The sequence below is a fragment of the Xylophilus rhododendri genome, from assembly GCF_009906855.1.
Lineage (GTDB): Bacteria > Pseudomonadota > Gammaproteobacteria > Burkholderiales > Burkholderiaceae_C > Xylophilus > Xylophilus rhododendri.
Genome location: NZ_CP047650.1, coordinates 3,439,742 through 3,452,865, shown reverse-complemented (window position 1 = coordinate 3,452,865; position 13,124 = coordinate 3,439,742). Strand labels below are relative to the sequence as shown.

Annotated in this window: 12 protein-coding genes and 1 tRNA gene; 4 read left to right on the top strand and 9 right to left on the bottom strand. The window is 65.8% G+C overall.

Annotation, left to right across the window (positions count from 1 at the left end; all coding sequences use genetic code 11):
* Positions 1-91 precede the first annotated feature (91 nt).
* Positions 92-850, bottom strand: a complete 759-nt coding sequence (locus GT347_RS15930) for a toll/interleukin-1 receptor domain-containing protein (protein WP_160553147.1) — start codon at positions 848-850, stop codon at positions 92-94.
* 2 nt (positions 851-852) lie between these two features.
* Positions 853-1,887 carry a site-specific integrase gene (locus GT347_RS15925; RefSeq protein ID WP_160553146.1) on the bottom strand — a complete coding sequence of 345 codons (1,035 nt, stop codon included), beginning with the start codon at positions 1,885-1,887 and terminating at the stop codon, positions 853-855.
* A gap of 112 nt (positions 1,888-1,999) precedes the next feature.
* Here GT347_RS15925 and GT347_RS15920 point away from each other — a divergent pair.
* Positions 2,000-2,074: transfer RNA gene (locus tag GT347_RS15920), tRNA-Arg, on the top strand.
* A gap of 20 nt (positions 2,075-2,094) precedes the next feature.
* Here GT347_RS15920 and GT347_RS15915 read toward each other — a convergent pair.
* The 5 genes from GT347_RS15915 to GT347_RS15895 form a co-directional block, all read right to left on the bottom strand.
* A complete protein-coding gene (locus GT347_RS15915) occupies positions 2,095-2,478 on the bottom strand; it encodes a hypothetical protein (RefSeq protein ID WP_160553145.1) in 384 nt (127 codons plus the stop codon).
* Between the two features lie 16 nt (positions 2,479-2,494).
* On the bottom strand, positions 2,495-2,881 hold the full coding sequence (locus tag GT347_RS15910) for a copper resistance protein CopC (RefSeq protein WP_160553144.1): 387 nt from the start codon (positions 2,879-2,881) through the stop codon (positions 2,495-2,497).
* Positions 2,882-2,916: 35 nt separating this feature from the next.
* Positions 2,917-3,771: a copper resistance protein B gene (locus GT347_RS15905; protein ID WP_160553143.1), complete on the bottom strand. Its 855-nt coding sequence runs from the start codon at positions 3,769-3,771 to the stop codon at positions 2,917-2,919.
* Positions 3,768-5,552, bottom strand: a complete 1,785-nt coding sequence (locus GT347_RS15900) for a copper resistance system multicopper oxidase (RefSeq protein ID WP_160553141.1) — start codon at positions 5,550-5,552, stop codon at positions 3,768-3,770. Before GT347_RS15900 ends, GT347_RS15905 begins: the two co-directional genes overlap by 4 nt.
* 66 nt (positions 5,553-5,618) lie before the next feature.
* Entirely contained in the window at positions 5,619-6,719 is a 1,101-nt protein-coding gene (locus tag GT347_RS15895) for an NADH:flavin oxidoreductase/NADH oxidase (RefSeq protein ID WP_160553139.1), read from the bottom strand.
* A gap of 98 nt (positions 6,720-6,817) precedes the next feature.
* On the opposite strand from GT347_RS15895, the gene GT347_RS15890 reads away from it, so the two are divergent.
* Together GT347_RS15890 and GT347_RS15885 are read left to right on the top strand one after the other, a co-directional pair.
* Positions 6,818-7,708, top strand: coding sequence for a LysR family transcriptional regulator (locus GT347_RS15890; RefSeq protein WP_160553137.1), 891 nt, complete (start codon positions 6,818-6,820; stop codon positions 7,706-7,708).
* Positions 7,709-8,576: 868 nt separating this feature from the next.
* The gene (locus GT347_RS15885) at positions 8,577-8,840 is read left to right on the top strand and encodes a hypothetical protein (protein ID WP_160553135.1); all 264 of its coding nucleotides are present in this window, start codon (positions 8,577-8,579) and stop codon (positions 8,838-8,840) included.
* A gap of 58 nt (positions 8,841-8,898) precedes the next feature.
* Here the strand turns inward: GT347_RS15885 and GT347_RS15880 are convergent, their stop codons facing one another.
* Complete coding sequence (locus tag GT347_RS15880) at positions 8,899-10,599, bottom strand: MFS transporter (RefSeq protein WP_160553133.1); 1,701 nt, start codon at positions 10,597-10,599, stop codon at positions 8,899-8,901.
* A 290-nt stretch (positions 10,600-10,889) separates the two neighbouring features.
* Here GT347_RS15880 and GT347_RS15875 point away from each other — a divergent pair, with 290 nt between their 5' ends.
* Positions 10,890-12,530 (top strand): hypothetical protein, encoded by a 1,641-nt coding sequence (locus GT347_RS15875; protein WP_160553131.1) that lies wholly within the window; start codon positions 10,890-10,892, stop codon positions 12,528-12,530.
* On the opposite strand, the gene GT347_RS15870 is transcribed toward GT347_RS15875, so the two are convergent.
* Positions 12,527-13,120 (bottom strand): DsbA family protein, encoded by a 594-nt coding sequence (locus GT347_RS15870; RefSeq protein ID WP_160553129.1) that lies wholly within the window; start codon positions 13,118-13,120, stop codon positions 12,527-12,529. The two genes, GT347_RS15875 and GT347_RS15870, sit on opposite strands and share 4 nt — an antisense overlap.
* Positions 13,121-13,124 lie beyond the last annotated feature (4 nt).

Below are 13,124 nucleotides of genomic sequence, written 5' to 3'. Positions count from 1 at the left end.
TCCCACATATGTCGATGGAGGAAAGCGGTTTGCAGATTATAGAGATGTCGCGACGTATCTGGACACTTGTCGACAACAGGCGGGGTGATCGTCAACGCTTCCCGGTCAAATTATTCACAATTGCGAAGCGGCGCCCCTCGTCAGTAAGCCATATATCCTTCTCGTCGTCCTGCCTTACCAGCCGCTTGTTAATCAAATCCGAAATAAACATATCTACCATAATTCGCGAATATTCTGAATTTTCGATGATGTATGCGTACCTCACCCAGTCGAAATGACTTGCATCGAAGGCCTTAACGATCAATCTCATCAGACTTATGATGGGGTCAGACGAGCGCTTCGCAGCCTCCACCGGCTCTGTCGCGTTGGCAATATCAAAGGGATTGGCGGCGACCGGAGGCGCCGCGTAAAGTGGCGCGCCATGTAGATCGCGCACCAGTTCGTCGAAGCTGAACTCAAACTGATCGCTTCGCGAAAAATCCAAATAGATTTTTGAGTTAAGGAACGCCGGAACATTTTTTGTTCCTGACTGCCGAATAAGGGGAATGACCTTCCGAGAATCAATGCTCTTCATCAACTCGGGCGTAATAATCATTTTTTCGTAACCTACGCCGCCAGTACCAGCGTTCGCCTTTTTTACATACGGGTCGGTGCAGATCATAAGCACCCGATCCGCGCTGGCTAAATTTTGCTCCATGAAGTGAGGCAAATCGCCGCCCGGACCTAACGCCCATTGGTCAAGAATTGATTCCACCCCGCTGTGCCGCAATTTAGTTGCCAAATCTAGCACCCACGCTTTATGTTCTGGAGAGTCGTGAGAATAAGAAACAAACACCCGCGGAACTGCCATGTTCAACCCCTTTGCTTTCCAACTTTTAAGTGCAATGACTCTGGCTTCAGCTGAGTGTAACGGCGTAAGTGACGCCAGTCCTTGTGCCCAGTGACCAAAGCCACCTCTTGAATCTCGAAGCCTTCCTCGAACAATCTACTTGTACCTTCATGACGCATGTCGTGCAGATGAAGATCCGGCACGCCAAGTTCACGACACGCATCTTTAAAATACTTCGAAATGGTCTGGGGATGAATCGGGAAAATCCTCTGATCTTCCTGAGCTACCCCAATGGCCTGCTTGGAGGGCTGACGCTGCATAACGTTCCAAGACTCCCCCAATAATGGAACCCATTGGTCGTTGCCAATCTTTCTCCGCGGATCTTTCCGGTCACGCACCAGCACTAGGCGCTTCCTCTCATCAACGTCGCTCCAGGCGATGCGGGCGACCTCGCTACGTCGCATGGCGGTGTAGGCGCTGAAAAGGACGAAGTCTGAATAGACCTGACCTCGGTTTTCGACCAGCCAAGTACAAATGCGGGCTAGCTCATCCTCAACGGGCCTTCGTTCACGCATGCCGCCCCCACCAATCAGTCCGAGATAGGCCAACTTTGGGCGGGCTGTGCCGATTACGTCAGGCAGACTACCCCCTACATAGCGCAGCACCGTCCCCAGCTTTGATAGATCGCAATTGACTGTGTAAGGGCCGGCGCCCTCATCCTTGCGCCGCGTAGCCCAACCTAATAAATCGTCGACGGAAAGTGCTTCCGCGCGTATCTCGCCAAGCGTGCGCGTGAGCTGTTTCAGCACGTAATGCTCGCTTGAGGTATCCAGGATCGGCTTCGTCGTCGATCGCAGTTCACGATATTTCTTGATGAGGGTCCCGATGGTGGCCGGGCTGGCCATCTTGGGGACCTGGCCAACATCGATCTGCGTCTCGATGGCGCGAGCCCATTCTGCAGCCGCAGCCTTGGTGTCAAACCTTTTGCTGATAGGCTTGTGCCCCTTCCGGCGTATCAATGCACGCCAGCGCCCTTCGACCTTAGAAATCGATGCCATCGGCGACTCACTCCCGTATCACATCCCGACTCACTGCCAGGGTGGATCGAATGATACAGGGGTGGCAAGCGGGGCACGCTCTCCAATGAAAGACAGCTAGAATCTGCAACCCCTCCTCGTAGTTCAATGGATAGAACGAGTGCCTCCTAAGCGCTAGATACAGGTTCGATTCCTGTCGAGGGGACCAGATACGCCGACCGGCGGCGCTCAGCGGGCCCTGGCCTTGAAGACCGGGAAGTCCGGCACGACGACGAACTCCGGATCCCCCTCCCGCACCGCCTCCAGCCCCAGCGCCGCCAGCGCCTGCAGGCGCCGTCCGTAGGCCGCCCAGTGCTCGGCGCTATCGGTGGGGATGCTGTTGTCGTCGTACAGCAGGATGCGGGCGGCATCGCCGCTGCCGTCCACGCTGGCGGCGGCGATGCTCTCGGGCCTAAGGTCCTGCAGGCGCACTCGCACCGGATGGTCTTCCATCTTCACGCCGCCCTCGACAGTCAGGCCGGCCGGGGCTTCGTTGCGGTTGAGCACGACGTGATTGCCGTCCATCAGCCTCAGCACGCAATAGGGCAGGAAAACACTGCGGAAATCGATCATGGCGGGGACGCTCCTGTCACTTCACCGTGAAATTCACCGTCCCCGTCACCGGCTTGGCGCTGCCGGAGGCGGCCCGCCAGTCCACCCGGTAGCTGCCCTTGGGCAGGGGCTGGTCGGCGGTGACCAGCATGGTCTTGCCATCCTCGCCGGCCGACACGGTCACGGCCATGGGCATGGGCGGATGGCCCGTCATGCCGGGCATGGAGGTCATGGTCAGCTTGGCGGCCGACGAACGCGCGGCGAGCTTCTCGCTGAAGTTCAGTTCGACCCGCGACAGCGCCGGCACCTCGGCGTTCTCGGCCGGGTTCGACGCCAGCAGCTGCGGGTTGGCCAGGGCGGCGGTGCTGGCGAGCAGGACGGCGGCGGCGCAGGCCGCGCGGGCGAGGACTCGGGACAGGGACATGCTGGTGATCCTGGGGATGGTGAAAGAGACGGCGATTAGAACCACATCCGCACGCCCGCGACCCAGCGCGTCTGCGCCGGCCGCGCGCCCGCGGCCCGGGCGTAGTCGGCGGTGCCGCCGAAGCTGGCGGCGCGCTCCACGCCGACATAGGGCGCGAACTGCCGGCTGATCTCGTAGCGCAGCCGCAGGCCCGCGGTGCCGCTGGACAGGCCGCTGCCCAGCCGCGCCTCGGGATCGTCGCGGCCATAGAGGTTGGCCTCCACCCGCGGCTGCAGGATCAGCCGCTGGGTGATCAGCAGCTCGTATTCGCCGGCCAGGCGCAGCGCGGTGCGGCCGCCCTCGCCCACATAGGCGGTGGCCTCCAGCTCGAACCAGTACGGCGCCAGGCCCTGCACGCCGAAGGCCAACCAGTTGCGGCCGGGCCGGGCGTGGCCGGCGTCGTTGCGCAGGCCGAGCTGGGTGTCCCAGTAGCCGCCGACCGCATGGCCCCAGAGCAGTTCGGTGCGCGCTTCGCCGATGCGGCCCTGTGCGGCCTCGCCCTCGGCCTTGAGCACCAGCTTGTCGTAGGTGGTGCCATAGCTGGCGCGCAGGTCGTAGGCGGTTTCGACTCCATCGGAATGGCCGGCGCGCTCCAGGCGGTCGGCCAGGAAGGAGCCGAAGCTCCTGCCGTCGGCCATCTCCATCTGGTGCGCCGTGCCGGCCTGGTGCGGCAGGGCGTAGAGGCCGGTGCCCATGCGGTAGCCGCCGGAGTACGCGTGCGGGTCGCGCGCGTCGGCCGGCGGGTCGCCGCCCTGCATCTGCATCGCGCCGTGGTCCATGGCCTGGGCGGTGGCCGATCCGGCGGCGGTGGCGGCCAGGCAGATCAGCAGGAGGTTGCGGGCCGCGCTCATGCCACCACCACTTCGCGGAACATGCCGGCTTCCATGTGCAGCATCAGGTGGCAGTGCCAGGCCCAGCGGCCCAGAGCGTCGGCCGTGACCAGGAAACTCACCCGCTGCGCCGGCTGCACGGGAATCGTGTGGCGGCGCACCTGGAAGTCGCCGTCGGCCGTCTCCAGGTCGCTCCACATGCCGTGCAGGTGCATGGGGTGGGTCATCATGGTGTCGTTGTGCAGGATCACCCGCAGCCGCTCGCCGTGGCGGAACGCGACCGGCGTGGACTGGCTGAACTCCAGGCCGTCGAAGGACCAGGTGTAGCGGTCCATGTTGCCGGTGAGGTGCAGCTCGATCTCGCGGCCCGGGCCGCGTTCTTCGGGCGGGCCGCCCAGGGTCTTCATGTCGGCCAGGGTGAGCACGCGGCGGCCGTTGTTGCGCAGGCCGATGCCGGGGTCGTCGAGGTTGGTGCGGGGGGTGTCGACCCGCATGTCGGTACTGGGGCCGTATTCGGTGCGGGCGTGGCGCACGCGGGTGCCGGGGGTGGCGAGGGGGTCGGGAGGCGCCTCGTCAGCGCCTGCCATGGGCTGCATGCCGGTCATGGCGCCCATGCCTTGCATTCCCGCCATGGCGCCATGGTCCATGCCCGCCATCGCACCATGGTCCATCGCGCCCATCATGTCGGCCATGCTCAGCCACTCGACCTTGTCCCGTTCCGGCACCGGCGCCGACAAGCCCTGGCGCACCGCCAGCGTGGCGCGTGCGTGGCCGCTGCGGTCCATGGTCTGGGCGAACAGGGTGTAGGCATCATCCTTGGGCACCACCACCACGTCGCAGGTCTCGCCGGGGCCGAAGCGGAATTCATCGACCGTCACCGGCTCTATCTCCTGCCCGTCCACCTGCACCACCCGCAGTGGCAGGCCGGGGATACGCACGTCGTAGAAGGTGTTGCCCGATCCGTTGACCAGGCGCAGCCGCAGCCTCTCGCCAGGCCGGAACAGCCCCGTCCAGTTGCCCTGGGCCGTGGTGCCGTTGATGAGGTGGGTGAGCGTGGCGGCGGAGAGGTCCGACAGGTCGGTCGGGCTCATGCGCATCTGGTTCCACATCTGGCGCCGGTCCAGCGCGGCGCGCCAGCCGGTGGCCGAGACGTCCTGCAGGAAATCGAGCGCTGTCGGCTGCTGGTAGTTGTAGTAGCTGCTCTGGGTGCGCAGCTTGCCCAGGATGCGCATCGGGTCTTCGTCGGTCCAGTCCGAGAGCAGCACGGTGTAGTCGCGGTCTTGCGACGGCCGGGCGGGCGCACGCGCCGGGTCGATGACGATGCTGCCGTACAGCCCGCGCATCTCCTGGAAGCCCGAATGCGAGTGGTACCAGTAGCTGCCGCTCTGGCGCACCTCGAAGCGGTAGGTGAAGGTGGCGCCGGCCGGAATGCCGGCGAAGCTGATGCCGGGCACGCCGTCCATCTGGTAGGGCAGGATCAGCCCGTGCCAGTGGATGGACGTGGGCTCGCGCAGGCGGTTGTGCACCCGGATCGTCACCGTCTCGCCCTCGCGCCAGCGCAGCGTGGGGCCGGGCAGCGAGCCGTTGACGGTGGTGGCCAGGGCCGGGCGGCCGGTGTGGTTCACCCAGGTTTCTTCGATGACGAGGTCGAACTCGGTGCCGCGCAGGACTTCCGGGCTGCCCAGGCGCGGCGCGGTGGCCGCCAGCGACCACGGGGCGGCACCGGCGAGGCCGGCGGCGGCCAGGGTCTGGACGAAACGGCGGCGCGGCAGCGGCGCGGGCGGGAACGGTTTCGGATGCATGGAAAGCCGGTATCTGTCGATACCTTGAGCTTAGCCGCCGGCCCCGCGCCGATGCCGGCCATAGGCCTACTGTGCGATGCGGTACCGCTCCAGCCAGTGTGCATAAGGCGCCGGCAGCACCCAGGACGGTTTCGCTTCCTTCAGCTGCAGCGCCGCCTGGTAGGACCAGTGCGGGTTGGACAGGTGCGCCCGGCCGATCATCGCCAGGTCGATCTGCTGTTGGGCCACCGCCTCGTCGGCATTGGCCGGCGAATCGAAGCCCCAGGACGAGGCCACCGGCAGGCCGGTCTCGCGCCGCACCCGTTCGGAGACCGGCGCCAGGAAGGCGGGTCCCCAGGGGATGGAGGTGTCCGGAATCGTGAAACCGACACTCACGTTGAGCATGTCCAGCCCGCCCTGTTTGAACGCCTTCACCAATTCGATGGAGTCCTGCAGCGTCTCCTCGTCGCGCCCGTCGTATTCGATGACGCCGAAACGCGCGGTCAGCGGCAGGTTCTCGGGCCACACCTCGCGCACCGCCGCCAGCGTCTCGCGCAGGAAACGCGAGCGGCGTTGCGCATCACCGCCATAGGCATCGTCGCGCTGGTTGCTGTGCGCCGAGAAGAAGCTCTGCGCCAGGTAGCCGTGGGCGAAATGCAGTTCCAGCCATTCGAAGCCGGCATCGCGCGCCCGCACGGCGGCGGCCACGAAGTCGGCCTGCACCCGGGCGATGTCGTCCAGCGTCATCGCGCGCGGCAGCTGCGGCAGGTTGCCGCCATAGGCGATGGCCGAGGGCGCGATGGTGGCCCAGCCGCTGGGGTCGCCCGCGGCGATGTGGTCGTCGCCTTCCCAGGGCTTGTGCGCGCTGGCCTTGCGGCCGGCATGGCCGATCTGGATGCCGGGCACCGCGCCGCCGGCCTTGATGGCCGCCGCGATGCGCGCCAGCCCCTCGGCCTGCGTGTCGTTCCACAGGCCCAGGCAGCCAGGGGTGATGCGGCCTTCGGGCGAAACACCCGTGGCCTCCACGATCACCAGCCCCGCGCCGCCGCGCGCCAGCGCCGTGTAGTGGGGCAGGTGCCAGTCGGTGACCAGGCCGTCGATGGCGCTGTACTGGCACATGGGCGGAACGGCGATGCGGTTGCGCAGGACGGCGTCCTTGAGCTGGAAGGGAGCGAAGAGATGGGACACGCGAGTAAACCCTGAGATCTGTGGGGAGGGCGCGAGTCTAGGCAGCTGTCGCCATAATGAAAACCATCAACTCCTTATCGACTCGATAAAACTTCCTAATGCTGCATCCCCACTGGCTGGAAACCTTCGTCGCCCTGGCCGAGACGGGCAGCTTCACCCGCGCTGCCGACAAACGCAGTCTCACCCAGGCCGCCGTGAGCCAGCATGTGCGGCAGCTGGAGCAGGCGCTGGGCCCCTTGCTGATCCGCCGGCCACGCGGCATCGAACTGACGCCGGCCGGCCATGCGCTGCTGGGCTATTGCGCCGAGATGGAGCAGGCCGGCCATCGCCTGCAATGCTGGCTGAGCGATACCGAGCCCACGCGCGGCGAGCTGACGCTGATCACGCCCGGCAGCATCGGCCTGGCGCTGTATCCGCTGCTGCTGGACCTGCAGGCGGCGCATCCGGGGCTGCGGGTGCGCCACCGCTTCGGGCCCGACAGCGAGGTGCTGGAAAGCGTGCTTTCGCGCAGTGCCGAGCTGGGGCTGATGACCTATCGGCCGGAGGATGCGCGGCTGGCCGCGTCCGCCTTCGTGGAGGAGCCGCTGGAGCTGGTGCTGCCGCGCGGTGCGGTCGCCGATTGCTGGGAGGACCTGGTGGCGCTGGGGTTCATCGACCATCCGGACGGGCAGGCGATGGCCACGCGGCTGCTGTCGCGGCACTTTCCGGGGAATCCGGGGGTGGGGGGCCTGCCGCAGCATGGCTATGTCAACCAGATCGGGTTGATCCTGGAGCCTGTTGCCCGGGGGCTGGGCTTTACCGTGCTGCCCCGCTATGCGCGGCAGGCCTTTGCGCAGGCCGAGGCTGTGCGGGCTACGGAGTGTGCTGTGCCTGTGATGGACACGCTTTGGTTCGTGCACCGGGCGGAGTGGTCGCTGACGGCTCGGGCTGAGCATGCGATGGCTTATTTGCGGGAGCGGATGCCGGGGGCTCTGGCTGCTGGTCTTTAACGGGGGTCTTGGTTTTTCCTTCTTCCACTCCGTGGGAGGGTGGAGGTGGGGCTCGCGTCGCCCCACACCCCCGGTAACTTTCTTTCCATTGAAAGAAAGTCACCAAAGAAAAATTCAATGCGGGATCGGGGACGGGCTTTCGCCCGGGTCGGGCCTTTGTTTCGCTTCGCTTCACTCGGCTCTCCGCATGGCGAATTGATCTCAGCAACGATTGCTGATGCTCGAGGATCGGGACGCTCGTTCGCCAAAAGCTTCACGCTCAGCCAACCGACAAGTTTGATCAAGCGCTGCGTCCAATCCGGGAGAACCGCCAGTGCGCCAAAACAAGCGCCCACCAACCGCGCCAGTGCGTGAAGCTTTTGGCGAGCGGGCGGCCCAAACCTCGAGCATCCGTTCCAGTTGCTGAGCCCACTACGCCATGCCGAGAGCCGAGTGAAGCGCAGCGAAACAAAGGCCCGACCCGGGCGAAAGCCCGTCCCCGCTCCCGCATTCGAATCTTTCTTTGGTGACTTTCTTTCGATGGAAAGAAAGTTACCGGGGTGTGGGGCGACGCGAGCCCCACCTCCACCCTCCGTAGGAGTAGAAGAAGGAAAAACCAGAGCGCCGCTTAGAATTCATCCGCCGTTTTCCCCAGGAAGCGGCCGGGTTTGGAAGCCCGAACAACTGCTAGTGAAACAACAGCCGTGACGCTCTTCAAGAAGCGTTGCGGCTGCGCTGTTCGTGCCCCAGTTTTGGCGGCTCGGACGGGAGGGCCCTGCCCTGCCGGTTTTCGCTAGTAGTTGTCCGGTCTTCCAACCCGTTCGAGCTGCCGCCCTCGTTTGGAAGCGGGTGCGGTGGTTTATCCATCACAACGACTAGAAAGCCCAACATGGCTGAAAGCACCCTCGCCACCCTCACCCAATCCGCCATCACCGAAGTCGCCCAACTCCGCGAACTTCTAGCCGCCTACACAGGCCTGGAAAAACTCCTCGATCCGCAGCGCACCGCCGAACCGGACCGCCAGGAACTCAGCACCCTGCTGCGCCTGATGAACGGCGGCCTGCACCGCCAGATCGAGCTGACCGAAAGCAGCCTGATGTCGATGCAATCCGCCCTGCCCATCCAAGCGGCCGGCGAAAAAACCCGGCCATGAAAAAAGGCCCCTGCCTTCCAGCAAAGGGCCCGTTTCCGGAAAGAAAAAAGGACGAGCCTCAATCGTTGGCGTAGATATCCACGTCCTTCGTCTCCTTGATGAACAAGGTACCGATCACCAGCGTCACGCAGGCAATGATGATCGGGTACCACAGCCCGTTGTACATATTGCCGGTGCTGGCCACGATGGCGAACGAGGTCGTCGGCAGCAGCCCGCCGAACCAGCCATTGCCGATGTGGTACGGCAGGCTCATCGAGGTGTAGCGGATGCGGGTCGGGAACATCTCCACCAGCATGGCGGCGATGGGCCCGTAGACCATGGTCACCAGGATCACCAGCCAGGCCAGCAGCAGGATCATCACCGGCTTGTTCATCTTGGCCGGATCGGCCTTGGCGGGATAGCCGGCCGCCTTCAGGTCGTCGCCCACCTCTTTCTTGAAGGCGGCGATCTTGCCGCTGGAATCGGCGTCGAACTTCAGGTCGACCACATTGCCGGCCGGCGCGCTGATGACCTTGTCGCCCACCTTCACCACCGCGGCGGAACCGGCCGGGCCGGCCACGTTGTCATAGGACACCGAGTTCTGCACCAGGTAGCGCTTGGCGATGTCGCAGGAGCTGCGGAAGTCGATCTCGCGGGCCACCGGATTGCCCTGGAAGGAGCAGGTGGACGGATCGGCCGTCACCGTGATCTGCGCGCTGGATTGCGCGGCCGCCAGGTCGGGGTTGGCGGCCACCGTCAGGCCCTTGAAAACGGGGAAGTAGGTCACCGCCGCCAGCAGGCAGCCGGCCATGATGATGGGCTTGCGGCCGATCTTGTCCGACAGCATGCCGAAGAGCACGAAGAAGGGCGTGCCGATCAGCAGAGCGCCGGCGATCATCAGGTTGGCGGTGATCGCATCCACCTTCAGCTGCTGCGTCAGGAAGAACAGCGAATAGAACTGGCCGGTGTACCAGACCACCGCCTGGCCGGCGGTCAGGCCGACCAGCGCCAGGATCACGATCTTCAGGTTCTTCCACTCGCCGAAGGATTCCTTCAGCGGTGCCTTGGAGGTCTTGCCCTCGGCCTTCATGCGCACGAAGGCGGGCGACTCCGACAGGGTCATGCGGATCCACACCGACACGGCCAGCAGCAGGATGGAGACCATGAAGGGAACGCGCCAGCCCCAGTCGGCGAAGGCCGCCTCGCCGGTGGCGCTGCGCACGCCCAGGATGACGACCAGCGACAGGAACAGGCCCAGCGTGGCCGTGGTCTGGATCCACGAGGTGTAGGCGCCGCGTTTGCCCTGCGGCGCATGCTCGGCCACGTAGGTGGCGGCACCGCCGTACTCGCCGCCGAGGGCCAGGCCCTGCAGCATGCGCAGGGCGATCAGGATGACCGGCGCGGCCACGCCGATGGCCGAGTAGCTGGGCAGGATGCCGACGATGAAGGTCGACAGGCCCATGATCAGGATGGTCACCAGGAAGGTGTACTTGCGGCCGATCATGTCGCCGAGCCGGCCGAACACGATGGCGCCGAAGGGCCGCACCAGGAAGCCGGCGGCGAAGGCCAGCAGCGCGAAGATGAAGGCCGCGCCCGCATCCAGGCCGCTGAAGAACTGCTTGGCGATGATGGCCGCGAGCGAGCCGTAGAGGTAGAAGTCGTACCACTCGAAGACGGTGCCTAGCGAGGAGGCGAAGATGACTTTCTTCTCCTCGGAGGTCATCGGCCGGGGCGCGGGCGCGGGGCTCGATGGCCGCCCCGGGGCGTAGGTGCTGGACATGATGCGGGTCTCCTGTTGGTATGGATGCGCGGCCCGGCGACATCGCGCCGGGCGGCTGCGTCCATTCTTGGATGCGGCACTGACCCGCTTCTGACGTGAAACTGACCCTTCTCTGACAACTCGCGGGGAAACCCGCAAGGGTGATTTCAGGAGCCGGAAAACGCCTGTCTTCGGCCGGATTCTTCGCAAACCGCGGCAGGCATTCGGCTCCAAGGTGCGGTGCGCCGGACCGCGGCGGCGATGGTGCGTGGTTTTTTGCCCGGCGCCAGACGCCCGCCCTTCAAGCCACCATGAACACCGCTTCCGTACAAGACACGCGCCACACGCCCCCGGCCAGCCGCACGGCATGGCAGACCACCGCCGGCACCGAGCCGGGCTGGCTGGAGAGACTGCCGGTCGAACTGCAGTACGAGATCCTCGACAAGCTGCTCAAGCTCGGCAACGAAGAAGCCGGCATCAACCCCTTCAAGGGTCTCAACAGCAGGCTCGACAAGAGCCTTGCCTCGCCCTTCGGCGCCAGCGAGTTGATCCGCGCCTTGTGGCAGGCTCCGGACGCCGCGGGTTTCCTGGCGGAGGTCGATGCCATCGACGAGATGCCGCAGCAGTACCACGAGGCCTGCTGGAACGCCGTGTGGAATGCCCTGGCGCGCTTCGATCTCAGGGATGCCGATGCCGATCTGGCCGGGCGCCTTCTCGACCGGCTGCCGGCTCACCCCGTGCTGCGCCGGCAGCAGTGGCGCTGCGCCCTGGATCTGGTCACACGGGGCCGCCAGCCCTGCACCTTGCGATTCGTCGAGCGCCTCATGCAGCTGGGCGCCGCGGGCGGCGAAGCGGCGCCCGGCACCTGGCGCCGTCTGCTGCAGCTCTATCACCTGGCGGGCGTGCGTTCGTCCGTCGAGGCGCGCGGGCCGGTCGCCGGGCTGCCGCCGGCATGGTCCGCGCAACTGGCACTGCTGCAGGAATGCATGCGCCTGGGTGATGTCGACCATGACGCCACCCTCCCGGAATTCCACGCCCTGCTGGGGCGCATCCTGGCGGTCGCGGATCCGGATATCCGCCTGCTGCTGCTGGCCAACGCGCAATCGTGCCTCTTCGGGCTGCCCGAGCAGGACCAGGAGATCGCCTGCCTGGCCCTGCGCGACGCGGCCGCCCCCTTCATCGGCACGCCGCTGGAAGCGCGTTTGCTGCAAACGGTGTTCCGCGCTTTCTGGAACGACGATCAGGGCGTGGTGTTGAAGGCCGTGCAGAAGCGCACGCCGGAGGATGCCTTGCGCCTGATCGAATCGCTGGAGGTCGGCCATGGGCCCTTGCTCGATCCCATGCTGCGGCAGGCGCTTCCGGCGCTGCTGCGCCAGTGCGTCGACCGGGTGCGGGAACACCCCCAGCTGCTGCTGCGCCTGGCCGGCATCTGCGAATGGTGCGGCCAGGATCCGGGGCGGGACATCGGCCGCGCGCTGTTGGCGCACTGCGCACAGCTCGATCTGCACCTGCGCCTTGCCTTCCTGGAGAAACTGGCGATCCATTCCCAGCAAGACCCGGATGGCCAGGCGCGCTGGCAAGCCCAATGGCAGCAGGCCCTGCAAGCCATCTGCACGGCATTGGCGGCCGCCGAAACGCCTGCGGCCAGACGGCGCCTCGCCAAGGCCCTGCTGCCGGCCCTGCGTTTCACCCACAGCCTGGAGACCGCCCTGCCGCCCCTGCTGGCCGCCGCGCCCAAGCTCCTGCCGGACGAGCGATTGGATGTGCTGACGGCCGCGAGCATGGATGTGCTGGCGCATACCGACATCGACGAAGACACCTGGTGGACCCGTCTGGCCGTGCTCAGGCGTGCCGCCTATGGGGACCTGCCGCTCCAGCTGCAGTCCGGGCTGTTGAAGACACAAAACACCATGCTGGCGTTGTTCCTCGAACAGAAGAACGCGGACCTTTAGCCGGCGAACCAGGCGTCCTGCAGCAGCCGGGCACGCAGCATCGGCAAGGCATCGAAGCCCCAGAGCATGTCCTGGCCGACGGTGAAGGCGGGCACGCCGAAGACGCCGGCTTCGAGCGTGCGGGCGGTGTTGGCCCGCAGCAGGGCCTTGACCTCCGGCGAGGCCGGGTCGAGCCGCGGCGCCAGCTCCCGCGTCAACGCGGCCAGGCGCTGCGCATCGTTGGCATCGGCCCCATCGGCCTGCCAGACATGCGCGAAGATGCGGCCGGCCACATGGCGGCTGATGCCGCCGTCCTGCGAGCAAGCCAGGGCCAGGCGCAGCAGCGGCAGGGGATCGAAGGGATGGACCGCCGGCATCCGCATGGCGATGCCATGGGCATGCGCCAGCCACCGCGTCTGCCGCAGCACCCAGGCGTATTTGGGGGCGATGCCGTGCGGGCCTGCGTGGCCGTACTGCTTGAGGATGGCGCCCAGCAGCACCGGCCGGTAGTCGGCGGCATAGCTGCAGCCTTCCAGCGCCACCGGCAGCTGCTCGAAGGCCAGGTAGGCGTAGGGCGAGACGAAATCGAGGTGGAAGGTGAAGGCCTGCATGGGG